This is a genomic window from Nonomuraea sp. NPDC048881, from assembly GCF_040649795.1.
Lineage (GTDB): Bacteria > Actinomycetota > Actinomycetes > Streptosporangiales > Streptosporangiaceae > Nonomuraea.
This window is the reverse complement of sequence record NZ_JBEZGC010000001.1, coordinates 1101389-1125710: the sequence shown is the minus strand read 5'-3', so window position 1 is coordinate 1125710 and position 24322 is coordinate 1101389. Positions and strand designations below refer to the sequence as shown.

At 73.1% G+C, this 24322-nt stretch carries 22 protein-coding genes; 12 read left to right on the top strand and 10 right to left on the bottom strand.

All coding sequences use genetic code 11. The annotated features are described in order from the left end of the window. Positions 1-8: 8 nt before the first annotated feature. The gene (locus AB0C33_RS05325) at positions 9-1442 is read right to left on the bottom strand and encodes a gamma-aminobutyraldehyde dehydrogenase (RefSeq protein WP_358283811.1); all 1434 of its coding nucleotides are present in this window, start codon (positions 1440-1442) and stop codon (positions 9-11) included. Positions 1443-1645: 203 nt separating this feature from the next. Between AB0C33_RS05325 and AB0C33_RS05320 the strand changes: the two genes are divergently transcribed. After that, positions 1646-2137 (top strand): Lrp/AsnC family transcriptional regulator, encoded by a 492-nt coding sequence (locus AB0C33_RS05320; RefSeq protein ID WP_352322709.1) that lies wholly within the window; start codon positions 1646-1648, stop codon positions 2135-2137. On the opposite strand, the gene AB0C33_RS05315 is transcribed toward AB0C33_RS05320, so the two are convergent. The 3 genes from AB0C33_RS05315 to speB are packed head-to-tail and all read right to left on the bottom strand — an operon-like array spanning position 2134 to position 5224. Then, positions 2134-2790, bottom strand: coding sequence for a cyclase family protein (locus AB0C33_RS05315; protein ID WP_358283926.1), 657 nt, complete (start codon positions 2788-2790; stop codon positions 2134-2136). The two genes, AB0C33_RS05320 and AB0C33_RS05315, sit on opposite strands and share 4 nt — an antisense overlap. Continuing rightward, the gene (locus tag AB0C33_RS05310) at positions 2790-4295 is read right to left on the bottom strand and encodes a cytosine permease (RefSeq protein ID WP_358283809.1); all 1506 of its coding nucleotides are present in this window, start codon (positions 4293-4295) and stop codon (positions 2790-2792) included. The genes AB0C33_RS05315 and AB0C33_RS05310 overlap by 1 nt, the downstream gene beginning before the upstream one ends. Continuing rightward, on the bottom strand, positions 4292-5224 hold the full coding sequence (gene speB, locus AB0C33_RS05305) for an agmatinase (RefSeq protein ID WP_358283807.1): 933 nt from the start codon (positions 5222-5224) through the stop codon (positions 4292-4294). Before speB ends, AB0C33_RS05310 begins: the two co-directional genes overlap by 4 nt. Positions 5225-5294: 70 nt before the next feature. On the opposite strand from speB, the gene AB0C33_RS05300 reads away from it, so the two are divergent. Beyond that, the gene (locus AB0C33_RS05300) at positions 5295-6749 is read left to right on the top strand and encodes a PucR family transcriptional regulator (protein ID WP_358283805.1); all 1455 of its coding nucleotides are present in this window, start codon (positions 5295-5297) and stop codon (positions 6747-6749) included. Positions 6750-6759: 10 nt separating this feature from the next. Here AB0C33_RS05300 and AB0C33_RS05295 read toward each other — a convergent pair whose 3' ends face one another. From AB0C33_RS05295 to AB0C33_RS05280, 4 genes are read right to left on the bottom strand one after another with little or no spacing between them, the layout of a single operon-like run. After that, positions 6760-9486 (bottom strand): alpha-mannosidase, encoded by a 2727-nt coding sequence (locus AB0C33_RS05295; protein ID WP_358283803.1) that lies wholly within the window; start codon positions 9484-9486, stop codon positions 6760-6762. Next, the gene (locus AB0C33_RS05290) at positions 9477-10565 is read right to left on the bottom strand and encodes a Gfo/Idh/MocA family oxidoreductase (protein WP_358283800.1); all 1089 of its coding nucleotides are present in this window, start codon (positions 10563-10565) and stop codon (positions 9477-9479) included. Before AB0C33_RS05290 ends, AB0C33_RS05295 begins: the two co-directional genes overlap by 10 nt. After that, on the bottom strand, positions 10562-11461 hold the full coding sequence (locus AB0C33_RS05285; RefSeq protein ID WP_358283798.1) for a TIM barrel protein: 900 nt from the start codon (positions 11459-11461) through the stop codon (positions 10562-10564). Before AB0C33_RS05285 ends, AB0C33_RS05290 begins: the two co-directional genes overlap by 4 nt. Continuing rightward, on the bottom strand, positions 11452-12630 hold the full coding sequence (locus AB0C33_RS05280) for a CehA/McbA family metallohydrolase (RefSeq protein ID WP_358283796.1): 1179 nt from the start codon (positions 12628-12630) through the stop codon (positions 11452-11454). Before AB0C33_RS05280 ends, AB0C33_RS05285 begins: the two co-directional genes overlap by 10 nt. A 225-nt stretch (positions 12631-12855) precedes the next feature. Here AB0C33_RS05280 and iolC point away from each other — a divergent pair, with 225 nt between their 5' ends. The 5 genes from iolC (at position 12856) to AB0C33_RS05255 (ending at position 18506) form a co-directional block, all read left to right on the top strand. Continuing rightward, the gene (gene iolC, locus AB0C33_RS05275; protein WP_358283795.1) at positions 12856-13794 is read left to right on the top strand and encodes a 5-dehydro-2-deoxygluconokinase; all 939 of its coding nucleotides are present in this window, start codon (positions 12856-12858) and stop codon (positions 13792-13794) included. Then, entirely contained in the window at positions 13791-14696 is a 906-nt protein-coding gene (locus tag AB0C33_RS05270) for a deoxyribose-phosphate aldolase (protein WP_358283793.1), read from the top strand. Before iolC ends, AB0C33_RS05270 begins: the two co-directional genes overlap by 4 nt. Then, entirely contained in the window at positions 14693-15532 is an 840-nt protein-coding gene (iolB, locus tag AB0C33_RS05265; protein WP_358283791.1) for a 5-deoxy-glucuronate isomerase, read from the top strand. The genes AB0C33_RS05270 and iolB overlap by 4 nt, the downstream gene beginning before the upstream one ends. Further along, positions 15529-17364, top strand: coding sequence for a 3D-(3,5/4)-trihydroxycyclohexane-1,2-dione acylhydrolase (decyclizing) (iolD, locus tag AB0C33_RS05260; RefSeq protein ID WP_358283790.1), 1836 nt, complete (start codon positions 15529-15531; stop codon positions 17362-17364). The genes iolB and iolD overlap by 4 nt, the downstream gene beginning before the upstream one ends. A gap of 137 nt (positions 17365-17501) precedes the next feature. Next, positions 17502-18506, top strand: coding sequence for an AI-2E family transporter (locus tag AB0C33_RS05255; protein ID WP_358283788.1), 1005 nt, complete (start codon positions 17502-17504; stop codon positions 18504-18506). On the opposite strand, the gene AB0C33_RS05250 is transcribed toward AB0C33_RS05255, so the two are convergent. After that, entirely contained in the window at positions 18487-19083 is a 597-nt protein-coding gene (locus tag AB0C33_RS05250) for a PadR family transcriptional regulator (RefSeq protein ID WP_358283787.1), read from the bottom strand. The genes AB0C33_RS05255 and AB0C33_RS05250 overlap by 20 nt on opposite strands. Before the next feature lie 65 nt (positions 19084-19148). Here AB0C33_RS05250 and AB0C33_RS05245 point away from each other — a divergent pair, with 65 nt between their 5' ends. Continuing rightward, positions 19149-20720 (top strand): FAD-dependent monooxygenase, encoded by a 1572-nt coding sequence (locus AB0C33_RS05245; protein WP_358283785.1) that lies wholly within the window; start codon positions 19149-19151, stop codon positions 20718-20720. 3 nt (positions 20721-20723) lie between these two features. Then, a complete protein-coding gene (locus AB0C33_RS05240; RefSeq protein ID WP_358283783.1) occupies positions 20724-21371 on the top strand; it encodes an HAD-IA family hydrolase in 648 nt (215 codons plus the stop codon). A gap of 30 nt (positions 21372-21401) precedes the next feature. Here AB0C33_RS05240 and AB0C33_RS05235 read toward each other — a convergent pair whose 3' ends face one another. After that, positions 21402-21902, bottom strand: coding sequence for a DivIVA domain-containing protein (locus AB0C33_RS05235; protein ID WP_358283780.1), 501 nt, complete (start codon positions 21900-21902; stop codon positions 21402-21404). A gap of 173 nt (positions 21903-22075) precedes the next feature. On the opposite strand from AB0C33_RS05235, the gene AB0C33_RS05230 reads away from it, so the two are divergent. Genes AB0C33_RS05230 through AB0C33_RS05220 form a run of 3 tightly spaced genes read left to right on the top strand, consistent with a single transcriptional unit; the run spans position 22076 to position 24322 of the window. After that, entirely contained in the window at positions 22076-22915 is an 840-nt protein-coding gene (locus AB0C33_RS05230) for an ATP-binding cassette domain-containing protein (protein WP_358283778.1), read from the top strand. After that, positions 22912-23583 carry a hypothetical protein gene (locus AB0C33_RS05225; protein WP_358283776.1) on the top strand — a complete coding sequence of 224 codons (672 nt, stop codon included), beginning with the start codon at positions 22912-22914 and terminating at the stop codon, positions 23581-23583. Before AB0C33_RS05230 ends, AB0C33_RS05225 begins: the two co-directional genes overlap by 4 nt. Before the next feature lie 31 nt (positions 23584-23614). Then, positions 23615-24322, top strand: a complete 708-nt coding sequence (locus AB0C33_RS05220) for an SGNH/GDSL hydrolase family protein (RefSeq protein ID WP_358283773.1) — start codon at positions 23615-23617, stop codon at positions 24320-24322.

Here is a 24322-nt window from a genome sequence, read left to right as displayed (position 1 = left end):
GCTCGTCCTTATTCGCCGATGTAGTGCATGACGTGCTTGACCCTGGTGTAGTCGTGCAGACCGAACACCGACAGGTCCTTGCCGTACCCGGAGTGCTTGAAGCCGCCGTGCGGCATCTCCGAGACGAACGGGATGTGCGTGTTGACCCAGACCACGCCGAAGTCGAGGCGGTTCGACATGCGCATGGCGCGGCCGTGGTCGGAGGTCCACACCGAGCTGGACAGGCCGTACTTGACGTCGTTGGCCTTGGCCAGCGCGTCGGCCTCGTCGGTGAACGTCTGGACGGTGATGACGGGGCCGAAGACCTCGTTCTGCACCATCTCGTCGTCCTGACGCAGGCCGTCCACGACGGTCGGGGCGAAGAAATAGCCCTTGTCGCCGACGCGGTTGCCGCCGGTGAGCACCTTGGCGTGGCCGGGGACCCGGTCGATGAAGCCCTGGACCCTGGCGAGCTGGTTCTCGTTGTTGAGCGGGCCGTAGAGCGCTTCCTCGTTGCCCAGGTCGCCGGTCACGGTCGCGGCGGCGGCCTCGGTCAGCGCGGCCACGAACTCGTCGTGCACGCTCTCCTGGACGAGCACGCGGCAGGCCGCGGTGCAGTCCTGGCCGGCGTTGTAGAGACCGGCGGCGGCGATGTCGGCGGCGGCCTTGGCGAGGTCCTTGACGTCCTCGAAGACCACGACCGGCGCCTTGCCGCCGAGCTCCAGGTGCACCCGCTTGAGGTCGTCGGCGGCGCTCTTGGCGACCGCCATGCCCGCGCCGACGGAGCCGGTGATCGCCACCATGGCGGCGGTCGGGTGGCCCACGACGAGCGCGCCGGTCTCGCGGTCGCCGGTGACGACGTTGAAGACGCCGGGCGGCAGCACCGAGCCGACGATCTCGGCCAGCTTGAGCGTGGAGGCCGGGGTGGTGTCCGACGGCTTGAGGACGATCGTGTTCCCGGCGGCCAGCGCCGGGGCGATCTTCCACACGGCCATCATCATCGGGTAGTTCCAGGGGGTGACCTGGCCGACGACGCCGATGGGCTCGTGCCTGATGACGCTGGTGTGCTCGGCGAGGAACTCCCCGGCCGTGGGCCCCTCCAGGGTGCGCGCGGCGCCGGCGAAGAAGCGGAAGTGGTCGGCCGCTACCGGTGTCTCGTCCTCGGCCATGCGGGCGCGGGGCTTGCCGGTGTTGAGGCACTCGGCCTCGTTGATCTCGTCGGCCCGGGCGTCGATCGCGTCGGCGACCTTGAGCAGCAGGTTCGCCCGCTCCCCGGGGGTGGTCCGACCCCACGACTCGAACGCGGCGGCCGCCGCGGCGTAGGCCGCGTCGACGTCCTCGACGCCGGAGATCGGGGCCTGAAGGTAGGCCTCGCCCGTGCAAGGGTCGATGATGTCGGAGAACCGGCCGCTCTGGGCGTCCACGAACTCACCGTTGATGAAGTTCTGCAGACGGGTGGTCAATGCACGACCTCCTCGTTGAGGTGGCTGAGATGCCGCGACTCTTACAGAGCAGATGCATCTGGACAAGGGATTTCGTGGTGAAGATATCAAATTGCTACGAATTCGCTTGACACACCGCCAAGAACTGACAACATGTCGCACCAGGACGGCAATCGAGCGGGAACGCCCCCGTAACGCCGGACCGCTAGGAGGATTCCTCTGACATGACGACGCCGCCCCGCGTACGACGAAACAACGCCAGTTCCGGGCCCGTCGTGCTCGACGATCTCTCCAAGCAGATCATCGAGCAGCTCCAGTCAGACGGGCGCATGCCCTACGCGGCGATCGGCAAGGCCGTCGGGCTCTCCGAGGCCGCGGTCCGCCAGCGCGTCCAGCGGTTGCAGGACGCCGGGGTGATGCAGATCGTCGCGGTCACCGACCCCCTCACCCTCGGCTTCCCCCGCCAGGCGATGATCGGGGTCAACTGCGAGGGCGACCTGGAGTCGGTGGCCGACGAGCTGTCGGCCATCGAGGAGATCGACTACGTGGTGCTCACGGCGGGCTCCTTCGATGTGATCGTCGAGGTGGTCTGCGAGGGCGACGGGCATCTGCTGGAGATCCTCAGCAAGATCCGCGCCATCCCCGCCGTCCGGGCCACGGAGTCGTTCGTGTACCTGAAGCTGCGCAAGCAGTCGTACTCCTGGGGCACGCGCTAACCGATCCGCGCCACGGCCCGCACGGGCGCGCCGTCGGCGCCGTCCAGCCGCAGCGGCATCATCCAGACCTCGATCGGCCGCCCCCTGGCCTGGGCGTCCAGCAGCCGGTCGAGGCCGGTGAGGTTCTCGGCGATCACGGCGTGCGCCCCGCACAGGACGCGGTGGGCAGGGAAGTCGTCGGCCGGCGTCGGATCGACGCTCAGCGCGTCGATGCCGACCGTGCGCACGCCCCGCTCGACCAGCAGCGTGGCGGCCTCCTCGGTGAGGAAGGGATGGGCCTGGTAGGACTCGCCGCCCCAGTGGGCCGACCAGCCGGTCGCGACCAGCACGATCGGCGCGTCGCCGCCGGACGGCCAGGCCGGGCCGTCGAGCAGCCCGGCCCCGATCGGCGACCGGGGCGCGAGCCCCCGGGCGTCGGCCACCACGGCCGGCCCGGCGAAGCGGGACAGCGGCAGGTCGCCGAGCGCCGGCAGCGCGTCGTCGATGTGGAAGGGGGCGTCGACGTGGGTGCCCGACTGCGAGCCGAGGTGCAGGCCCAGCACGTTGACGCCGTCGCGGGCGACGGTGAGCGCGGGGGCGACCGAGACCTCGGGATCGCCCGGGTAGACCGGCATCCCGGTCTCGACGGGCACCGACAGGTCGACGAGTTCCATCACGCCATCGATTCTGCCGCGTCCACGATGGGCAGGATCGGCGTGTCGGCCGAGCGCACCAGGCGCGGGCCCTGCGGGCCGTACACCTCGCGCGGTTCGGGGAAGAGCGCGAGCAGCGTCAGGTAGAGCACGGCCGCGACCGCGAGGCCCAGCGGCAGCGAGACGTCCACGCCGCCGGCCAGGTCGCCCAGCGGCCCGACGAACTGGCCCGGCAGGTTCACGAACATCAGCGCCACGGCGGCCGCGAGCAGCCACGCGGTGAGGCCGCGCCAGTTCCAGCCGTGGGTGAACCAGTACCGCCCGCCGCGCTGCCGCCGGTTGAAGACCTGCAAAGCGTCGGGGTCGTACCAGCCCCTGCGGGTCACGTAGCCGAGCATCATGATCACCATCCAGGGCGCGGTGCAGGTGATGATCAGCGTGGCGAACGTGGAGATGCTGGCCGTCAGGTTCGCCGCGAAGCGCCCGACGAAGATGAACACGATCGACAGGGTGCCGATGAAGACGGTCGCCTGCACCCGGGAGAAGCGCGGGAACACGCTGGAGAAGTCGAGCCCGGTCCCGTACAGGGAGGTGGTACCGGTGGACATGCCGCCGATCAGCGCGATCAGGCAGACCGGGACGAAGTACCAGGCCGGCGAGATCGCCAGCAGCCCGCCCACGTAGTTGGGCGCGGCCGGGTCGACGTACTCGGCGGCCTGGGCGGCGATGATCGAGGCGGTGGCCAGCCCGAAGAAGAACGGCAGGATGGTGGCGAGCTGCGACAGGAAGGCCGCCGCCATCACGCGGGAGCGCGGGGTCGAGGCCGGGATGTAGCGGGACCAGTCGCCCAGGAAGGCGCCGAAGGACACGGGGTTCGACAACACGATCAGCGCCGCGCCGATGAACGACGGCCAGAACAGCGGGTCGCCGGCCGCCAGCGTCCCGGGGTAGGACGGGTCGAAGTCCCCGGCGAAGGCGAACAGCCCGAGCACGAACAGCAACGACGCCGCCGCGACCGCGATCTTGTTGACGAACAGCATGAAGCGGAAGCCGTACACGCAGACCACGAGGACGAGCAGCGCGAAGACGGCGTAGGCCACCCCGTAGGACAGGTCGGTGTCAGGCAGGCCGACGAGCCGGTGCGCGCCGCCCACCAGCGCGTCGCCCGACGACCACACCGAGATCGAGAAGAACGCGATGGCGGTCAGCAGCGACAGGAACGAGCCGACCACCCGGCCGTGCACGCCCAGGTGGGCCGAGGAGGAGACGGCGTTGTTGGTGCCGTTGAGCGGCCCGAACAGCGACAGCGGGGCCAGGATCAGCGCCCCGACCACCAGGCCGAGCACGGTGGCCGCGAGCCCCTGCCAGAACGACAGGCCGAACAGGATGGGGAAGGCGCCCAGCACGCAGGTGGCGAACGTGTTCGCGCCCCCGAAGGCGACCCGGAACAGGTCGAACGGCCCGGCGGTGCGGTCGGCGTCGGGGATGCGCTCGACGCCGTAGGTCTCGATCTCGGTGATGCTCATGTCTTCTCCTGCATCGCCAGCAGGCTGACGAGGTCGTAGGCCACGTGGGAGGCGGCGACCGAGGTGATCTCGGCGTGGTCGTAGGCGGGGGCCACCTCGACCACGTCGGCCCCGATCAGGCGGCAGCCGGCCAGACCGCGGAGGATCTCCAGCAGCTCCCGGCTGGTGAGCCCGCCGGCCTCCGGCGTGCCGGTGCCGGGGGCGTGGGCGGGGTCGAGCACGTCGATGTCGACGGAGACGTAGAGCGGGCGGTCGCCGACGCGCTGCCGAAGCACGTCGATGACCTCGTCCAGGCCGCGGCGGAGCACGTCGGCGGCGGTCAGGATGCCGAAGCCGAGCCGCCGGTCGTCCTCCAGGTCCTTCTTGCCGTACAGCGGGCCCCGGATGCCGACGTGGCTGAGCGCCTCGGTGTCGAGGATGCCCTCCTCGACCGCCCGGCGGAAGGGGGTGCCGTGGGTGTACTCGGCGCCGAAGTAGGTGTCCCAGGTGTCGAGGTGCGCGTCGAAGTGCAGCAGCGCCACGGGGCCGTGCTTCCTGGCCGCCGAGCGCAGCAGCGGCAGCGCGATCGTGTGGTCGCCGCCGATGGTGACCAGCCGGGCGTCCAGCTCGTCGGCCGCGGCCTCGATGGTCTCGACGGCCTCGCCGATGTCGAACGGGTTCGCCGCGATGTCACCGGCGTCGGCGACCTGGACGCGCTCGAACGGCGAGACGTCCAGCCCCGGATGGTAGGGCCGCAGCAACCGGCTGGCCTCCCGTACGGCGGCGGGGCCGAACCGGGCGCCCGGACGGTAGGACACGCCCGCGTCGAAGGGCACGCCCACGACGGCCACGTCCGCCCGCTCGACCTGGTCGAGCCGGGGCAGCCGGGCGAAGGTGGCGGGCCCGGCGAAACGCGGGACCCGAGAGGAGTCGACGGGACCGATGTGCATGTTCGTCAGTGTTCGTCACGCTTCTGACCTGCGGCAATTGTTACTCCCACAAAGTAATACGGTGTGTGTTGTGGCTGACCACAAGCTGACGGTCGAAGACCTTCTCCGCTCCCCCGCTCTCCAGCTCCGCGTGCTCGCCGGCGAGGCCGGGCTGTCCCGCTCGGTCTCGTGGGCGCACGTCAGCGAGCTGGCCGACCCGACGCCCTGGCTGCTCGGCGCCGAGGTCATCATGACGACCGGTCTCGGCCTGCCGCGCTCGGCCGCCCGGCAGCGCGCCTACCTCGAACGGCTCGACGACGCGGGGGTCTCGGCGCTCGCCCTGTCGGCCCAGTTGCACGTCCCGCCGCTGCACCGGGCGTTCTTCGAGGCCGCCGAGGAGCGCGGCATGCCGGTGCTGGAGGTGCCGCTCGCGGTGCCGTTCATCGCCGTCTCGCAGGAGGTGGCGGCGGCGCTGCAGGAGGACGCCAGCCACCGGCTGGGCGCCCAGCTCCAGGTGTTCGGCGCGCTGCGCTGGCTGGCCGCCGAAGACCTCGACACCGTCACCCTGTTCAAACGCCTGGAACGGCTGTCCGGCTACGACGTCTACCTGTGCACCCCGCAGGGCCGGCCGCTGCTGCCCGGCGTGCCGGTGCCCTCGCTCGACGTCCTGCCCGCCGAGCCCGACGCGCCGCCCACGATCCCGGGCGGCTTCGCGCTGCCGGTGCCGGCGCCCGGCGGCCCCGCCGGGTTCCTGGTGGCCTTCGAGCGGGAGGGCGCGCGGCCCGCCGGGCTGGCCGTGGTCCAGCACATCGCCACCGTGGCCGCCCTCCAGGTCGCCATGGCCAGGCACGAGCGCGAGACCCTGCGCAGAGAGGGCGCCGAGACGCTGGCCGAGCTGCTCCAGGACGTGCTCGACCCGCCCGCGGCCCGGCGCCGGCTGGCCAGGATGGGCCTGCCCCTGGAGACCGGGTCGGTGCTGCTCGTCGTGCGGCACGCGCCCGACGACGCGCTGCGCCGGGCGGTGGGCGAGCTGCCGCACCTGCTGTTGCGCCGCGGCGACGACCACTACCTGCTGGGGCCGCCCGAGCTGGGGCCGGCGGTGGCCGCCGTGCCCGGGGTCAGCGCGGGCGTGAGCCGGCCGTTCCCGCCGGGCGAGTCGTTGCGGGTCGCCCAGCGCGAGGCCGTGTGGGCGGCCGCGCACGCCGCCGAGTCGGGCAAGGCGCTGGTCCACTACGGCGACGACACCACCGGCCGCTGGCTGCCCGACGACCCCTCGACGCTGTCGGCCCTGGTCGGCCACGTGCTGGGCGAGGTGCTGGCCTACGACGAGGCCCACGACTCGCGGCTGCTGCTGTCGGTGCGCACGTGGATGGAGCGCAACCGCCACGTCGAGGACGCGGCGGCGGCGCTGCACGTCCACCCCAACACGCTGGCCTACCGGCTGCGCCGGTTCGCCGCGCTGAGCGGGCGCGACCTGTCGTCCAGCGCGGCGTTCGCGGAGGTCTGGCTGGCCGTGCGCGCGGCCCGCCAGCTCGGCCTCTGCTAGGGCTGCGGGGTCAGCGGAGCTGGACGGTGGCGATCTCCCACGGCCTCAGCGGCAGCCTGAGCGTGCCGTCCGCCGTCTCCAGCGGCTCGCCGGGGCCGCCGGTCAGGCCGGCCCGCCGGGCCCGGGTGAAGGCGCCCCGCACCACGGCCTCGGTGCCGGACGCGGTGAGCGCCACCAGGCGCAGCTCCTGCCAGTCGTCGCGGCGGCGCAGCGAGCTCATCGTCACGCCCTGACCGGACACCGACAACCCGTGCGCCGCCGGCGGCTGGGTCAGCTCCCGATCGCCGCTGCCCGGCACCACCAGCAGCTCGTGCCGGTACAGCTCCGCCTGCGGCGGCACGTCCCGCCAGTCCAGGTACGGCATCAGCGCCAGCGACACGGTGTGCGGCCCGCGTGACTGCGCGGCGGGGGTGGGCAGTTGCGGACCGGCGGGCTCGGGGCGCAGCCTGTTGTGGTTGCGCGACAGGTAGCCGACCGAGCGCAGCAGCGTGAGCGCCAGCTCGTACCCGTCGTCCAGCAGCTCGTACTCGGTGACGTGCTCCAGCAGCGCGGCGACGCCGCCGGCGGCCACCCAGCCGGAGGCGGGGAAGGTGGGCAGCGGGGTCTCGCCACAGCCGCCCTCGGCTTCGAGCTCCCGCCGCACGATCGCGAACTGCCCCTCGGCCAGCGAATGGTCGGCCCGCCTCGGCAGCGGCACGTGGAACCGCACCCGGTGGTCCGCGCACCGGTTGTCGAACGACACCCGCAGCCGGACGAACGGCTCGCCCGCCCGCAGCTCGACCCGCATGGTGACCACGACGTCCTCGGTCGCGCCGGTACGCGCGGGCGGCGGCAGCTCCGGCGTGTTCGGGACGGGCTCGCCCGCCGCCGGCCACAGGTAGACCCGGGTGATCTCCGCGGCGGCGACGAGCGGGCCGCCTTCGATGATCTCCGTGTCGATCGAGATGGGCTCGGACACGACCAGGTCGTCGGCGGGGGGCGCGTGGTTGTAGGTGTCGCCGGAGTCGCCGCCGTCCTCGATGCGGCCCACGCCGGTGATCGTCCGGCCGTCCTCGCCGAACAGGCCGAGGGTGCCGTCGGGCTCGATCTCGACCCGCAGCAGCCCGTTGTCCAGCACCGTGGAGCTGGCCTTGATGGGCAGGACGCCTGTGTCGGAGGAGAGCCAGCAGTCCTGGTGGTGGCCGTTGTTGCGGACCTCCGCCCGCGGAGCGGGGTACGTGGGCTCGGGCGGGCCGGGGCGCAGGCTCGTGTGGCCGAGCGCGGGCACCTCGACGAAGGCGGCGACCGTGGACCGGGGCTCGGCCTCGACCCGGACCCAGGTCACGCCGTCGAGCGCGCGGCGCAGCTCGGCCTGGTCGAACGGCCCGCGCGGCTCCCTGCCCACGGTGATGAGGAGGATGTCGTCGAACACCTGCCAGTCGATGATGTGCTGGCCGTACAGCTCGGTGCCGTGCACGAAGCCGAGCACGGTGAGGGGGTCGATGCGCTCGTCCAGCAGCAGCACGGGCGCGCAGTCCAGGGGCTGGGTGGGCACCGGCGCGCCGGAGGGATCCACCAGGGGCCCGCTGCCGCCGGCCACGTCGGCGATCACCACGCCGCTGCGCACGGCCGGCGTCGGGTTGACGACGAGCACGCCGTCGGCCGGCACCGCCGCCGCCAGCCGCGTGGTCACCATGTCGCGGACGGCCTGCCCGAGCTGCTCGGCCTCGGCGATGCGGGCGGCGACCTGCTGGGCGGTCTCGTCCACGCCGCAGCCGGTGACCGAGTCATGGCCGCCGGCCTCCACCAGCCGCCGCCAGGCCATGTCGAGGAACCGGCCGGGCCACGGGCCGCCCCAGAGCGTGGCCAGGGGCTCGGCGTAGCGCTCGACCATGCGCTCGGCCCGGCCCATGGCCTGCTTGACGGCGACGCGGGCGGAGATGACGCCGGGCAGGAGGTTGGCACGGGCGTGCGAGCGCAGCTCGCCGACGACCTGCGGCAGCCCCGCGGTATCACCCGAAAATTTCTCGATATATCCAGACAAGGTGTCCATGCGGGCGCCGACGGCCGCCACCATCTCCGGCAACCCGCGCACGGGGGCCGAGTGGTCGGCGCCGTACATGGCCAGCAGCTCGCCCTGGGGACCGTGCCAGGCGCGCATGGCGGCGACGAACTCCGCCGCCCGCTCCTCCAGCCCCTTGACGTCGGAGAACAGATGGGCGCCGTTGCCGTAGCCGCCCTCGGGCAGGTACTGGGTGCGGATCGCGGTGCCGTCGGGGGCCACCCAGGCGAAGGCGTCGGTCGTCACCGACGACGGCACCCCGCGGTAGACGCAGGCGTGCTCAAGCCCGGCCTGCCGCAGGATCTGCGGCATCTGGGCGGTGTGACCGAACATGTCCGGCAGGTAGCCCACCCGCATCGCGCCGCCGAGCGCGTCCGCGCCGGCCAGGCCGAGTTCGAGGTTGCGCACGATGTTCTCGCCCGAGCACAGGAACTCGTCGAGCAGGATCTGCCACGGCCCCACCGCCAGCCGCCCGGACTCGACGAGCGCCGCGACGCGGTGCCGGTTCTCCGGGCGCACCTCCAGGTAGTCGTCCACGCAGGCGAGCTGGCCGTCGAGGGTGAAGTGGTAGGCGGGCTCGCGTTCCATGGTGTCGAGCACCTCGTCGAGGAGGTCCACCAGCCGCAGCCTGAAGCGCTGGAAGGGCTCGTACCACTCCCTGTCCCAATGCGTGTGCGGTACGACCACTATGTCCATGCCGCCGCCTCCCCTCCGATGGGCAGCCGATGCTGGACGGCGTAGCGGGCGGCGATCCGCTGAGCCGTCACGATGTCCTCCAGTGCGCCGGCCGCGTCGGTGAGCGGCGGGCTGCCATCGTTCACATAAGCATGGAAGGCCGTCAGTTGTACCTCGAACGCCTCGGTCACCTGGCGGTGTTCGGCGCGGGTCTCGGCCCCGGAGACCACGGTGAGGGTGGTGGGCGCGTTCATCAGGTAGGGCGTGGGGAAGACCAGCTCCAGCGTGCCCCCGTCGTGGTGGATCGCGACGGTCTCGCGGTAGGCGGGGTAGCCGTCCAGGTAGTGCCAGCGGATGTGGAACCGGCCCGCCACGGGCAGCGGCCCGGAGATCTCCACGGAACCGGGCGCCGGCCCCCAGCTGTCCACGTACGTGATCTCCCGCGGCGCTCCGGTGAAGCGCCGCAGCAGCGACAGGTCGTGGCAGATCGAGCCCAGGGAGACCGCGTACACGTTGCGCAGCGACTCCGGGGCGGCCTGGCCCAGCGCCCGGGAGACGAGCGCGTCCTCGGCCTCGCGCAACGAGCCGAGCACGCCGGGATCGACGTCGCCGGACCGCGCCAGATTCGCGAACGCGAGCTGCGACTCCCCGCTGGGATGCAGCACGGTCACCTCGACCGACCGGACGGCCGCCGGGCCGCCCAGCTCCTCCAGCAGCGCGACGGCCCGCCGCACGGCCGGGTCGTACTGCTTCATGTAGCCGACCATCAGCCGCCCCTCGGGCAGCGCGGCCACCTCCGCCCTGGTCAGCGCGAGCGGCTTCTCGCACAGCACGGCGTACCCGGCGGCCAGCGCCCGGCGCACGGTCTCGCCGTGGGAGCCCGAGGCCAGCACCACCACGGCCTCGAAACCGCCGTCGGCCAGCATCTTCGCCAGGGAGGTGTAGCGCCGGGGCGCGCCCAGCCGGTCGCCGACGACGTCGGCCAGCGTGCGCGACAGGTCGCAGACGGCGCTCACCTCGAACAGGTCCCGCCGCCTGGACAGCAGCGGCACGTAGACCGCCTGGGTGACGGCCCCGCACCCGACCAGCGCGATCCTCACAGGCCCAGCTCCCTCAGCCGCTCGCGGTTGGCGGCCTGGTCGGCGATGTTCCGCCCGACCGGGCGGCGGCCCGGCATCGTGTCCTGCTCGACCACGATCCAGCCCTCGTAGCCGATGGCGTCGAGCGCCGCCACGACCGCGGGCAGGTCGAGCTCGCCGTCGCCCAGGCGGGTGAAGCCGCCCCTGGCCATCAGCTCGCGCAGGTCGGCGCCGTCGTCCAGGGCGGCGGCCAGGATCCTGGTGTCGCCGTCCTTGACGTGCACGTGCCCGACGCGGCCGGCCCACGCGCGCAGCGCCGCGACCGGGTCCCCGCCGGCCAGCAGCAGGTGACCGGTGTCCAGGCAGAGCTGGACGTCGGTCAGCTCCAGGAGGCGCTCGACGTCGTCGGGGGTCTCGACGTAGGTGCCGAGGTGGTGGTGGAAGGCGGGTTCCAGGCCGCGTTCGCGGCAGCGGTCGGCGGCCTCCTGGACGCGGGCGGCGTACCCGGGCCAGTCGGCGGCGGGCAGCCCGGGGACGCTGCCGCCGGGCCTGGCGAACCTCTCGGGCGAGCCCGAGCAGGCCAGCGTGGGCCGGGGCGCGAGGAGGGCGGGCACCTGCGGCGCGGCGGCGAACACGTCGAGCGCGGCCTCCAGCGCGGGCAGCCCCCGCCGGTACGCCTCGGCGTCGCCGTAACGCAGGTCGACCCAGCCGCCGGCGAGCAGCAGGCCGTGCGCCGACAGCCGGGCGGCCAGGTCGGCGCCGGTGCCGAGGTAGCCGATGGGCCCGGAGTCGATGCCCGCGTAACCGGCCTCGGCCAGCGCGCGGACCATCTCGTCGGGGCCCAGGGGCGGCGGCGCGTCGCTGAGCTCGAACACGCCGAAGCTCACCGGCGCGTTCGCGACTCTCCTCACTCGCATAGGGCGATCACCTCGTTCTCGTAGGTCTCCAGGCGGTGGCGTCCCTCGGCCGCGGGAAGCAGCGCCCGCTCGCCGCGCACGACCTGGCGGGCGCCGCCGGGGCGGACCAGCACCAGGCCGTCGGCGTCGAGCGCGAGCAGCTCGTCGCCCAGCCGGAGCAGCAGCGGCGCGTCCGGCCCCGCCGAGACCGCGGTGCGCCCGGCGCGCACGCCGTCGAGCACCGCGCCCGGCTCCTCGGCCAGCACCCACGTGGTCGGCGCGCCCGGCAGGCCGTCGCTGCCGTGCCGGTGGAAGTCGCTGCCGCCGATCGCCACCACGTCGTCGCGCCAGGCGTCGGCCCAGGCCAGCGGCGCGCCCCAGCGGCGGTCCCACCACCCGGAGCTCCACACCTCGGCCACCCTCGGGCGTTCACCGACCGGCAGCAGCCAGGCGCAGTCGCCGCCCAGCGGGTGGTTGATCGAGATCAGGCCGCCGGCGCGCCCGGCGTGCTCGGTCCAGGAGCCCGCGGGCCGCCGGAAGTCCACCCAGCCGACCTCGCCGAACACGTTGGCGTGGCCGCGGTCGGTGGTGACCTCCTGGCCGGGGATGAGCGTGACGCCGCGGTCGGTCGCGCGCAGCCAGGGGTGGTGGCTGACGGTGTTGTGGTCGGTGACCGCCAGGAAGTCCAGGCCCCGGCCGCGGGCCAGCTCGGCCAGCTCGGCCACGGTGAGCGCGCCGTCGCTGTGGACGGTGTGCGCGTGGAAGTCGCCGGCGAACCAGCGCAGCCCGCCGACGTCGGGCACGTCCCGGCGCGGCGGCCGCTCGCCGGGCGGCGGCTCGGAGGTGACCGGCTCCGGCGGGGCCGTGCGGGCGGCCGAGATCTCCAGGGTGAAGTCGAGGCCCTGCGGCGGCACGCGGTGGAGCCCGAGCCACACGTGCCAGGTGCCGGGCTCGGGGACGCCGGGCAGGTAGCCGGGGGTGGCCCAGTCGCGGGCGATCGTGAACTCCGAGCGCGCCCCTCCCGACCAGCCGCGGAAGCCGCCGGGCGAGCCGCAGCCGAGGTCGAGCACGCCCTGCGACCGGTCGTAGTCGAGCCGCACGGTGACGGACTCCGACCCGGCGGGCACCTCGAAGGGGACCTCGCGCAACGACCGCTCCAGCCGGTCGTCGAGGCTCCAGTGGCCTTTCACGCCGGTCCGCCCTTGCCTGAGGCGGGGCGGAAGGAGAGCTTGGTGGTGTGCTGTTCGTGATGGACGCCGTTGGGGACGAACATGAGCGAACCTCCTCACCGCCCGACACTACAGAAGTGAGGTGACGGGGGCCCGTCCTGAAGGATCATCAACAACATAGCGGACATCCTTATGTCATGACAATATGCCATAGTGTCGAGGTAGGGTGCGTCCTCTGGAGGTGCGTTGTACGACCTGATCACGATCGGCCGCTGCGGCGTCGACGTCTATCCGCTGCAGACCGGCGTCGGGCTGGCCGACGTCGAGACCTTCGGCAAGTTCCTCGGCGGCAGCCCGACCAACGTCGCCGTCGCGGCGGCACGTCACGGGCTGCGCTCGGCGGTGATCACCGCGGTGGGCGCCGACCCCTTCGGCGCGTACGTACGGCGGGCCATCCGCGACTTCGGCGTGGACGACGCCTACGTGAGCGTCATCGACGGCCCGGCCACCCCGGTCACGTTCTGCGAGATCTTCCCGCCCGACCACTTCCCCATCTGGTTCTACCGCGGCGAGCACCCGCCCGACCTGCGCCTCACCCCCGGCCACCTCGACCTCGACGCCATCCGCGCGACCGGTCTGTTCTGGTTCTCCCTCACCGGCCTGAGCAAGGAGCCGAGCCGCGCGGCGCACGCCGCCGCCCTGTCGGCCCGCACCTCCGGCTGGACCGTGTTCGATCTCGACCACCGTCCGGCGCTGTGGGAGTCACGTGCGGCCGCCCGCGCGGCGGCGCGCGAGGCGCTGCCGCACGCGAACGTGGCCGTCGGCAACCTGGACGAGGTGGAGACCGCCGTGGGCGTGCGCGAGCCGGAGGCGGCGGCGCAGGCGCTGCTCGACGCCGGGGTCGAGGTGGCGATCGTCAAGATGGGCCCGGCGGGGGTGCTCGCCCGCACCGCCACCGAGACCGTCGTGGCCGAGCCGGTCGAGGTGAAGGTGGTCAACGGCATCGGGGCCGGCGACGCGTTCGGCGGCGCCGTCTGCCTCGGGCTGCTGCGCAGCTGGCCGCTGGAGCGCACGATCCGCTTCGCGGGCGCCGCCGGCGCGTTCGTGGCCGCCCGGCTGGCCTGCGCCGACGCCATGCCCACCACCGACGAGGTGCACGAGCTGCTGAACGAGGTGCCCACGTGAGCGACCTCACGCTGCCCAGGACCGCCCGCTACGAGTGGCTCACGCGGATCCGCGCGACCCGCCCCGAGGAGATCGCCGCGGCCGCCGCGCGCCGGCAGCGCCGCCGGATGCCGGGGCCGGACGAGCGGCTGCTGATCATCGCCGCCGACCATCCGGCCAGGGGAGCCTTGTCCGTACGCGACCGCCCACTGGCCATGGGCAGCCGCCACGACCTGCTCGACCGCCTCCAGGCGGCCCTGGCCCGGCCCGGCGTGGACGGCATCCTCGCCTCCCCCGACGTCCTGGAGGACCTGCTGCTGCTCGGCGCGCTGGAGGGCAAGCTGGCCTTCGGCTCGATGAACCGGGGCGGCCTGCAGGGCTCGGTGTTCGAGCTGGACGACCGGTTCACCGGCTTCGACCCCGAGGCCATCGACACGATGCGCCTCGACGGCGGCAAGATGTTGTGCCGCATCGACCCCGGCGACCACGCGACGGCCGCCACCCTGGAGTCGTGCGCGCACGCGGTGACCGGGCTGGCCCGCAGGCGGCTGGTGGCCATGGTGGAGCCGTTCTGGGCGGCGCGCTCGGAGTCCGGCGTGCTGCGCAACGACCTGTCCCCCGACGCCGTGATCCGCTCGATCAGCGTCGCCCAGGCGCTCGGCGCCACCTCGGCCCACACCTGGCTGAAGATCCCCGTGGTGGCCGAGATGGACCGGGTGATGGCCGCGACCACGCTGCCCACCCTGCTCCTCGGCGGCGACCCGCCCGACATCGGCACGGCCTACGCCGACTGGCACCGCGCGCTGGCCCTGCCCGGCGTGCTCGGCCTGGTCGTCGGCCGCGCCCTGCTCTACCCATCCGACGACGACGTGGCGACGGCGGTGGACGGCGCCGCCGCCCTGGTACGAGAGGCACACGCATGACCTACCTGCCCTACGGCAAGGCCGCCAACGGCCCCTGGTCGGTGGAGATCACCCCCTCGCTGGCCGGCTGGACCTACTCCGGGCTGCGCGTGGCGGATTTGACCGGCACGCCGCTGTCGTTCGGCACCGGAGAGGAGGAGATGATCGTCCTTCCGCTGTCGGGGTCGTGCACGGTCGAGGTCGGCGGTGAGACGTTCGTGCTGGCCGGGCGCGGGTCGGTGTTCGACGGGCCGAGCGACTTCGCGTACCTGCCGATCGGCGTGCAGGTCACGTTGAGGGGCGGCGGACGCGTCGCGCTGCCGTCGGCCCGCGCGACCCGGTCGCTGCCGCCGCGGCACGTGCCCGCCTCCCGGGTGCCGGTGGAGATCAGGGGCGCGGGGCAGGCCAGCCGGCAGGTGAACAACTTCTGCGCCCCCGGCGTCTTCGACTGCGACAAGCTCATGGCCGTCGAGGTGCTGACCCCGGGCGGCAACTGGTCGTCCTACCCGCCGCACAAGCACGACACCCCCAACCCGGGCGAGGCCGTGCTGGAGGAGGTCTACTACTTCGAGGTCGCCGGCGACGGGCCCGGCTACCAGCGCGTCTACTCCTCCGAGCGGGGGCAGGTCGACACGCTGGCCGAGGTCTCCTCCGGCGACGTCGTCCTGGTGCCCTACGGCTACCACGGGCCGTCCATGGCCGCCCCGGGCTACGACCTGTACTACCTCAACGTGCTGGCGGGGCCGGCGGAGGAGCGTTCGATGGCGTTCTGCGACGATCCCCGTCACGCCTGGATCCGCTCGTCCTGGTCGGGCCAGGACGTCGACCCGAGACTGCCGTTCGGAGGGCACGCATGACCCGGTTGACCGTCGCGCAGGCCGTCGTGCGCTTCCTGGCCGCCCAGTGGAGCGAGCGCGACGGCGAGGAACGCCGCTTCTTCGGCGGCTGCTTCGGCATCTTCGGCCACGGCAACGTCGCCGGGCTCGGCCAGGCCCTGGCCACCGCGGGCGACGACCTGCCCTACTACCTGGCCCGCAACGAGCAGGCCATGGTGCACACGGCCGCCGCCTACGCCCGCGCCGCCGACCGGCTGGCCACGCTGGCCTGCACGACGTCGATCGGCCCCGGCGCGACCAACATGATCACCGGCGCGGCCGGCGCGACGATCAACCGGCTGCCCGTGCTGCTGCTGCCCGGCGACGTCTTCTCCACCCGGGCCGCCAACCCGGTGCTCCAGGAGCTGGAGGACCCGCGTTCGTACGACATCTCGGTCAACGACTGCTTCAAGCCGGTCTCGCGGTACTGGGACCGGATCAACCGGCCGGAACAGCTCCCGTCCGCGCTGACGGCGGCCATGCGGGTGCTCACCGACCCGGTCGAGACCGGCGCGGTGACGCTGGCGCTGCCGCAGGACGTGCAGGCCGAGGCGTACGACTGGCCCGAGGAGCTGTTCGCCCGCCGGGTGTGGCACGTGCCGCGCCCGCGCCCCGAACGCGCCGCGCTGGCCAGGGCGGCGCAGGTGATCGAGTCGGCGGCCCGCCCGCTGATCGTCTCGGGCGGCGGGACGATCTACAGCCGGGCCACCGCCGAACTGGCCGCCTTCGCCGAGGCGCATGGCATCCCGGTCGCCGAGACCCAGGCCGGCAAGGGGTCGCTGCCGCACGGCCATCCGCTGGCGGTGGGCGCGGTGGGCGCGACCGGCACCACCGCCGCCAACACGCTGGCCCGCGAGGCCGACGTGATCATCGGGATCGGCACCCGCTACAGCGACTTCACCACGGCGTCGAGGTCGCTCTTCGCCGCGGACGCCAGGTTCGTCAACGTCAACGTCGCCGCCTTCGACGCCGCCAAGCTGTCGGGGCTGCACCTGGTCGCCGACGCCCGCGAATGCCTGACCGACCTGATGGCCGCCGTCGCCGGCCGGCGCTCCGACGACGCCTGGACGGCCAAAGCCGCCGCGCTCTCCCGGGACTGGGACGCGCAGGTGGACCGGGCGTACGCGCTCGACGGCTCCCCGCTGTCGCAGGCGGCGATCATCGGCGCCGTGAACGCGGCCGCGGGCCCGGACGGCGTCGTGGTGTGCGCGGCCGGTTCCATGCCGGGCGACCTGCACAAGCTGTGGCGGCCGAGCGGCCCCGGCGGCTACCACGTCGAGTACGGCAACTCCTGCATGGGCTACGAGATCGCGGGCGGCGTCGGCGTCAAGCTGGCCGCGCCGGAGCGCGAGGTGTTCGTCCTGGTGGGCGACGGGTCGTACCTGATGATGGCGCAGGAGCTGGTCACCGCGGTCGCCGAGGGCGTCAAGCTGGTCGTCGTCCTGGTGGACAACTCGGGCTTCGCCTCCATCGGGCGGCTGTCGGAGAGCGTGGGCGCGCGCCGCCTGGGCACGTCCTACCGCTCCCGCACGGGGGGCCCGCTGCCGGTCGACCTGGCCGCCAACGCCGCCAGCCTGGGCGCGGCCGTGCTGCGTCCGGAGTCGCTCGCCGACCTGCGCAAGGCCCTGGAGGAGGCGCGCTCGTCCGGCGAGACGACCGTCGTGCACGTGCGCACCGACCCCATGGCCGACGACGTCCCCTCCTCGCAGGCGTGGTGGGACGTGCCCGTGGCCGAGGTGGGCGCGCCGGCCGAGCGGGCGGCGTACGAGGAGGCCAAGCGGTCGCAGCGCGCGCACCTGAGCCCGCCGTCCTGACCAGGGTCGCCCTCGATCGCCTGAGCCCGCCGTGCTGACCAAGGTCGCCCTCGATCGCCTGAGCCCGCCGTCCTGACCAGGGTTGCCCTCGATCACCGCCGGGAAGGCCACTGACCAGGCACGATCGGGGGTTGGGCATGAGGCCGTGGCGGGTGCTGGGGTGGATCGCGATCATCGCGGTCGCCTTCTTCTGCCTCTATCACCTGCGCACGGTCGTCATGTCCGTGATCATCGGCGTCTTCCTCACGGCGCTGCTGCACCCGCCTTCCCGCTGGCTCACCTCCCGCGGGCTCGGCCCGGCGCTGGCCACCACGATCGTCTTCGTCGGCGGCCTGCTGCTGGCCGGCGCGCTGATCGCGCTGCTGGTGCCGCCCACGGTGGACAGCCTGAGCGAGATGCGCACCAGCCTGGGCAAGGCGCTCGGCGACCTGCACGGCCTGGCCGCCCGGTTCGGGCTCGACGACCAGCGGCTGCTCGCCCAGGCCAGGGACTACGTCTCCAAGCAGGGCAGACAGATCACCAGCGGCGCCATCGCCGGGGTCAGGACGGCCGGCGAGATCGTCGTCGGCGCGGTGCTCGCGGTCATCCTGTCGGTGTACTTCGTGCACGGCGGCGAGCGGCTGTTCGCCTGGATCGTCGATCTGATGCCCGACGCGGCGAGAACGCGCTGCCACGACACCGGCGTGCTGATCTTCGGGGTGATCGGGCGCTACATCCGCGGCGTGGCGATCGTGGGCGTGGTCGACGGCTTCTTCATCGGGCTCGCCCTGTGGATCCTCGGCGTGCCGATCGCGCTGCCGCTGGCCGTGCTGACGTTCGTGGGGGCGTTCCTGCCGGTGGTGGGGGCGTTCATGGCCGGGCTGCTGGCGGCGGTGGTGGCGCTCGTGGCCAAGGGGTGGCTGGTGGCGCTGATCGTGGTCGCGGTGACGGTGGCGGTGCAGCAGCTCGAAGGGCACGTGCTGGCGCCGCAGGTCTACGGCAAGGCGCTCGACCTGCCGGGAGCGGTCATCCTGATCGCGATCACGGTGGGCAGCGTGATCGCGGGCATCACCGGGGCGTTCCTGGCCGCGCCGGTGACCTCGGTGCTCGTCGCGCTGCTGCGGCGGCCGCGCCCGCACCTGATCACTCCCGGGCCGAGCTGACTGCCTCCAGCTGCTCGCGCGACCACTGGATGCGGCCTTCCCGCAGGTCGGCGATGACGGCGCGGAGCCAGCGGGCCTCGGCCGCCGTCACCTCGCGCAGGTACTCGGACTCCAGCATCGTGATGCGCGGCAGATCCTGCTCGGCCGACAGGCTCGACTCCAGCTCGGCCAGCGTCTGCTCCACGGCCGCCGCCCGCCGCTCCAGCGCGTCGGCCAGCACGCCGGGCGGGAGCAGCATCGCGTTGGACAGCGCGGCGGGGAACTGCGGGAACTCCTGTTTGGGACGGCTGAGCATGTCGTCGAGCCACACGTCGAGCCGCTCGCGCCCGGCGTCGGTGAGCTCGTAGACCGTGCGCTCCGGGTACTGCTGGTCGCGGCCGGTCTCCCTGACCCTGAGCAGCCCGGCCTCTCCCAGCCGCTCGATCGTGCGGTAGAGCCCGGCCCGCTGGCCGACGTTGACGACCTGGTCCTTGCCCCACTGCTTGAGCAGGCGCTGCATGCCGTACGCGTGCAGAGGCCGGGACCGTAGCAGGGCCAGCACGGTGAGGGCGAGCGGCGAGCCGCGGTCGAGAGCCATGGCCCTCATCGTAGCCGCACGGCAACTAGTTGACTTGAGACTAGTTGCAATGCAACTATTTCCCCATGACCACAGCAGACCGCCCTGAGGGCGTCATGACCGAGATTCCCGTGCTGATCATCGGCGGCGGCTACGCCGGGCTCACCTCCGCCCTGTTCCTGTCGCACCACGGGGTGCCCTGCGTGCTCGTCGACCGCCACCCCGGCGTGTCGCTCCTGGGCAGGGCGCGCGGCATCACCCCGCGCACGATGGAGATCTACCGGCCGCTCGGCCTGGAGCAGGCCGTCAAGGAGGCCGGGCGGCCCTTCGACGAGGAAGGGGGCGTAGCCCGCTGCGAGACGCTGGCCGGCGAATGGCAGTGGCTCTTCGAGGGCGGCTCCTCCCGGGCGCTGCCCGAGCTGACCGCGGGCGAGTACGGCATGGCCGACCAGAGCACGGTCGAGCCGATCCTCGCCGAGGCCGCCCGCGCCCGGGGCGCCGACCTGCGCTTCGACACCATATGCAGGTCGATCGAGCCCGACGCGGACGGCGTCACGGTGGTGACCGAGGACGCCCGCACCGGCGAGCGCCAGACCCTGCGCGCCCGCTACCTGATCGCCGCCGACGGCTACCGCGGCACGATCAGGGAGCGGCTGGGCATCGCCCGCGAAGGGCTCGGCGTCCTGCGCGCCTACCAGTCCTTCGTCTTCAGGGCCGACCTGTCGGAGCTGGTCACCAAGCGGGCGCTGTTCTGGATCCTCGGCGCGCCCGGCGGGACGGCCTCGGGCGCGATGGTCTCCCACGCGCTGCCGGGCCATTGGGGCATGGCCCTGACGTACGACCCCGCCGCCGAGTCGCCGGACGACTTCACCGACGAGCGGCTGATCGCCTCGGCCAAGGAGCTGATCGGCCGCGACCTGCCCGTGGAGATCGTCAGCAGGGCCGCATGGGAGGAGGCGGTGGGCGTCGCCACGCGCTACCGCGAGGGACGGGTCTTCCTGGTCGGCGACGCGGCGCACGTCTGGCCGCCGGCCGGCGGGCTGGGCGCCAACTCGGCCGTCCAGGACACCCACAACCTGGCCTGGAAGCTGGCCGCCGTGCTGGCCGGCCGGGCCTCCGACGCGCTGCTCGACACCTACGAGGCCGAGCGCCGCCCGGTGGCCCTGGAGCTGGCCGACCTGACCGTACGCAGCCAGGCGGCCAGGTTCGGCCCCAACCCCGAGGACGACCCGCTGGACCACGTCGCGGCGATCCTGGGACAGCGTTACCGCTCGTCGGCCGTGGTCGGCGCCACCCACGAGACGGTGCTCGGCGACCCGGCGGCCCAGGGCGCCCGTCCCGGCACCCGCGCCCCGCACCTCTGGCTCGACCGGGACGGCGAGCGCATCGGCGTCCACGACCTGTTCCACGACGCCTTCGTCCTGCTGTGCGGCCCCGGCGGCGCGGACTGGGCGCGGGCCGCCGGGCCCGGCGTGCGGGTGCACCGGGTGGGCGGTGACGTGCTCGACGTCGAGAACGCCTGGGCCGAACGCTACGGCGACGCCACCGCCGTCCTGGTCCGCCCCGACGGCTACGTGGCCTGGCGGGCCGAAGGACCGGCGGTCGAGGGCGAGGTCGGCCGGGCGCTCGACCAGGTGCTCGGAAGGGTCATCATGTGACCTATGCGATGGATCACGTTCGACTGTTTCGGCACCCTCGTCGACTGGCGGCACGGCATCGGCACCAGCCTTGAGCTGATCGCGCCCGGCAGGGGGGACGAGTTGCTGACGGCGTACCTGCGGCACGAGAGCGCGGTCGAGGCCGAGACGCCACGGGCCCGCTACCGGGACGTCATGGCCGAGGCGCTGCGCCGCGCCTGCGCCGAGACCGCAGTCCCGCTGAACGACGACGACGCCTCGGTGCTGGCCGCCACACTGCCCTACTGGCCGGTGTACGCCGAGGTCGGGGCCGAGCTGTCGGCCCTGCGCGCGGCGGGCCGGCGGCTGGCGCTGCTGACCAACTGCGACCGCGACCTGATCGCCCAGACGCTGCGGCGGCTGCCCGTGCCGTTCGACGCGGTGGTGACCGCCGAGGACGCCGGGGCCTACAAGCCGGACGAGGCGCACTTCGAGCACTTCAGCAGGGCCTACGAGCCGGCCGAGTGGGTGCACGTGGCGCAGAGCCACTTCCACGACATGATCCCGGCCGAGCGGCTGGGCGTGCGCCGGGTGTGGATCAACCGGCACGGCGAGCGGCCCGCCGGGCCCGAGGTCGTCCGGGTGGTACTGCCCGACCTCCGCGGCCTGCTCGCGGCCGTCGAACGGGCCTGACGGCGGCGCCGGGGCCGCACCGCGGCGGGCCTAGCGGGGTTTCTCCAGGATCTCGGCGACGCCTTCGAGGAAGGAGTCGACGTCGGCGATCAGGTAGCCGGCGCGCAGCAGCACGGTCGAGAAGCGGGCCTCGCGCACCTCCTGGGCGGTCACCGCGAACTCGGTCGTGCCGCGCAGGGTGGCCACGATGCGGTCGAGGAAGGCGTCGACCTCGTCCTCGTTGTAGCCGGTGCCCATGCGGCCGGGGCGGAAGGCCACCCGTTCGACGCGGGCCGCCTGGGTCTCGAACCACTCCTCGCGCAGCAGCTCCCCGGTGGGCTCGGCCATGGCCAGCCGTACCGGGCGCTTGGCCTGGGTCTCCAGGGCCACGACGAACGCCTCCAGCGCGAAGTCCACCGCGGTCTCGTGGTAGCCGCCGCGTTTGGCGCGGAAGGTCGCGGTGCGGACCTCGTCGGCGGTGACGGGCTCGACCGTGTGCGGCCCTCTGCCCAGGGTCGACTCGATGCGCGCGATCAGGGCGTCGACTTCCACGGGGTCATAGCCTGAACGCATACCCATGACGCGCGGAAAGCGGTTCAAGCCGACTCCTCCTGAGGTGTGCCGGGGGCTTCTCCATTGTGAGGCCCTTCATCACGGTGAGGCCCGTTATAGCGGTGAGGTCCTTTATCACGGCCCTGCGCCCTGACATATACCGTTACAGCACCATGCGACTGTTACAGGTCTCTTTTCGCTACCGAAGACGTCAGCCCTTCGTCCTCGAAGAGGCCGACGCGCAGCTCGCACCGGGCGACGCGATCGAGCTGACCGGGGCCAACGGGGCGGGGAAGTCCACGCTGCTGCGGCTCCTCGCGGGGCTCGCGCGGCCGACGCGGGGCCACATCACCGACCGTCCCGGCGTCGTGGGCTTCGCCCCCGACCGCTTCCCGACGGCCCAGCCGTTCACGGTGACGTCCTACCTGACGCACATGGCGTCCGTACGGGGCGGCGCCCGGTGGCGGCCCTGGGCCGAACGCCTGAACATGGGCCACCTTCTCAGCCTGCCGCTCGGCGAGCTGTCCAAGGGCAGCGCGCACAAGGTCGGCCTGGTCCAGGCCCTGATGTCCGACCCCGGCCTGCTGATCCTGGACGAGCCCTTCGCCGGCCTGGACGCCGACGCCCGCGAGACGCTGCCCGCCATCGTCACCGAGGTCGCCGGGCGCGGGGGCATCGTCGTCGCCAGCGACCACCAGGGCGGTTTGCGCGGCCTCCCCGGGCTGCGCTCATGGTCGCTCGTGGACGGCCACCTCAAAGAGGCCACCCCCACAGCTTCTGTGACCGTCGCGGCCCCGGTGACCGCCGCGGCCCCGACCCCCGCCGCCGCTGTGGCTCAGGCCGCCCCGGCGGCCTCTGTGGCCCCCGCGACTCACGCTCCGGAACGCCCGCTGACCACCGTGGCGGTCACCCTGCCCGCCGACGAGCTCCCGCTCTTCCTGACCAGGATGCGCGACCAGGGCTACCGAACCTCCGCCCTCGACCACCCCCACACCCCCGAGGAGCCCGGATGATCGCCCTGGCCGTCTTCCGGTTGGCCGCCTATGTGCGGTCGCATCGCGTGCATCAGGCGCTTCTGCTCACCCTCGCCATGCTCGCGATCGTCTACGGCAGCCGCGCGCCCAAGGGCACGGAGGCCGCCGTGCTGGCCGACGGCGCCGTCCTGATCATCCCCATCCTCGCCTGGGCCACGCGGAGCCTTCTGGACACCGAGCCCGACCGGCAGCGCGAGCTGTCGGCGGTCACCGCGGGCGGGCGCGGCAAGGAGGTGGCCGCGGGGCTCGTGGCGAGCCTGGTCGCCTGCGCCGCGCTGGCCGCCGTCAGCCTCGCGTGGGCCGTCCTGCTCGGCCTGAGCGAGCGCCCCGGCCGGGACGTGCTCGGCGCGGCCCTCGTCCTGCACGCGCTGGCCGTGCTCGCCGGGACGGCGCTCGGCGCGCTCACCAGCCGGGCCGTGCTGCGCTCCCCCGCGGTCTCGATCATGTCGCTGGTGCTCGGCTACCTGGTGATGCTGCTGCTCAGCGCGTCCCCCGCGTACTGGCTGACGGTTCCGCTGGTGGTCTGGATGCGTACGGCCGGCGCCGGCGAGCTGCTCGACCAGCTGCCCCAACTGTCCGCGATCTCCCTGGTGTGGTGCCTGGCGGGACTCGCCCTGTATGCCTGGAGGCGCCGTAGGGTAGGTTAGTAAGCGTTCACTCACCCCTGAGGAGGCAACGGTGAAGGTGATCTGCCTGGGTGACAGCATCACCCGCGGACAGGTGAGCGTCGACTATGTGGCCATGCTGCGCGACCGGCTGCCCGGCGAGACGGTGATCAACGCGGGCGTCAACTACGAGCCGTCGTCCGAGCTGCTCAAGCGTCTCGACGACGTCGTACGGCAGGATCCGGACGTGGTCACCGTGCTCATCGGCACCAACGACGCCAACGCCACGTTGAGCGAGAAACGGGCCAGGGCCCTGCGCAAGCGCTGGAAGCTCGCCGAGACCCCCACGCCCGCCGCGTACGCCGCCAACCTGACGGCCATCGCCGCCCGCCTGCAGAACGAGACCATGGCCCGCGTGGCGCTGCTGTCCCCGCCGGTCATCGGCGAGGACCTGGACTCGGTCCCGGTGCGCCGCACCCAGGAGTTCGCCGAGATCGTCAGGACGGTCGCCGCCGAGCAGGGCGTGACCTACCTGCCGCTCAACGAGCGCATGACCGCCGACCTGGAGGGCACCTCGCCCCGCACCCACTACCGTCCCGAGAGCAACCAGGCGCAGACCGCCGCGATGCAGCACTTCCTGCTCGGCCGCAGCCTGGACGCCATCTCCAGCAGCCGCGGCCTGCGGCTCACCACCGACACCGTGCACCTCAACAGCCGGGGCGCGGCCATGATCGCGAACCTGATCGAGACCTTCGCCGCCCGCTCGACCGCCACAAGATAG

What these genes read in the sequence shown, in the direction of transcription:
- speB (WP_358283807.1), bottom strand. Translation starts at nt 5,224, where the DNA reads ATGCACATCGGTCCCGTCGACTCCTCTCGGGTCCCGCGTTTCGCCGGG.
- iolB (WP_358283791.1), top strand. Translation starts at nt 14,693, where the DNA reads ATGACCTACCTGCCCTACGGCAAGGCCGCCAACGGCCCCTGGTCGGTG.
- AB0C33_RS05295 (WP_358283803.1), bottom strand. Translation starts at nt 9,486, where the DNA reads ATGGACATAGTGGTCGTACCGCACACGCATTGGGACAGGGAGTGGTAC.
- AB0C33_RS05320 (WP_352322709.1), top strand. Translation starts at nt 1,646, where the DNA reads ATGACGACGCCGCCCCGCGTACGACGAAACAACGCCAGTTCCGGGCCC.
- AB0C33_RS05250 (WP_358283787.1), bottom strand. Translation starts at nt 19,083, where the DNA reads ATGGCTCTCGACCGCGGCTCGCCGCTCGCCCTCACCGTGCTGGCCCTG.
- AB0C33_RS05285 (WP_358283798.1), bottom strand. Translation starts at nt 11,461, where the DNA reads ATGCGAGTGAGGAGAGTCGCGAACGCGCCGGTGAGCTTCGGCGTGTTC.
- AB0C33_RS05225 (WP_358283776.1), top strand. Translation starts at nt 22,912, where the DNA reads ATGATCGCCCTGGCCGTCTTCCGGTTGGCCGCCTATGTGCGGTCGCAT.
- AB0C33_RS05315 (WP_358283926.1), bottom strand. Translation starts at nt 2,790, where the DNA reads ATGGAACTCGTCGACCTGTCGGTGCCCGTCGAGACCGGGATGCCGGTC.
- AB0C33_RS05255 (WP_358283788.1), top strand. Translation starts at nt 17,502, where the DNA reads ATGAGGCCGTGGCGGGTGCTGGGGTGGATCGCGATCATCGCGGTCGCC.
- AB0C33_RS05230 (WP_358283778.1), top strand. Translation starts at nt 22,076, where the DNA reads ATGCGACTGTTACAGGTCTCTTTTCGCTACCGAAGACGTCAGCCCTTC.
- AB0C33_RS05245 (WP_358283785.1), top strand. Translation starts at nt 19,149, where the DNA reads ATGACCACAGCAGACCGCCCTGAGGGCGTCATGACCGAGATTCCCGTG.
- AB0C33_RS05310 (WP_358283809.1), bottom strand. Translation starts at nt 4,295, where the DNA reads ATGAGCATCACCGAGATCGAGACCTACGGCGTCGAGCGCATCCCCGAC.
- iolD (WP_358283790.1), top strand. Translation starts at nt 15,529, where the DNA reads ATGACCCGGTTGACCGTCGCGCAGGCCGTCGTGCGCTTCCTGGCCGCC.
- AB0C33_RS05240 (WP_358283783.1), top strand. Translation starts at nt 20,724, where the DNA reads ATGCGATGGATCACGTTCGACTGTTTCGGCACCCTCGTCGACTGGCGG.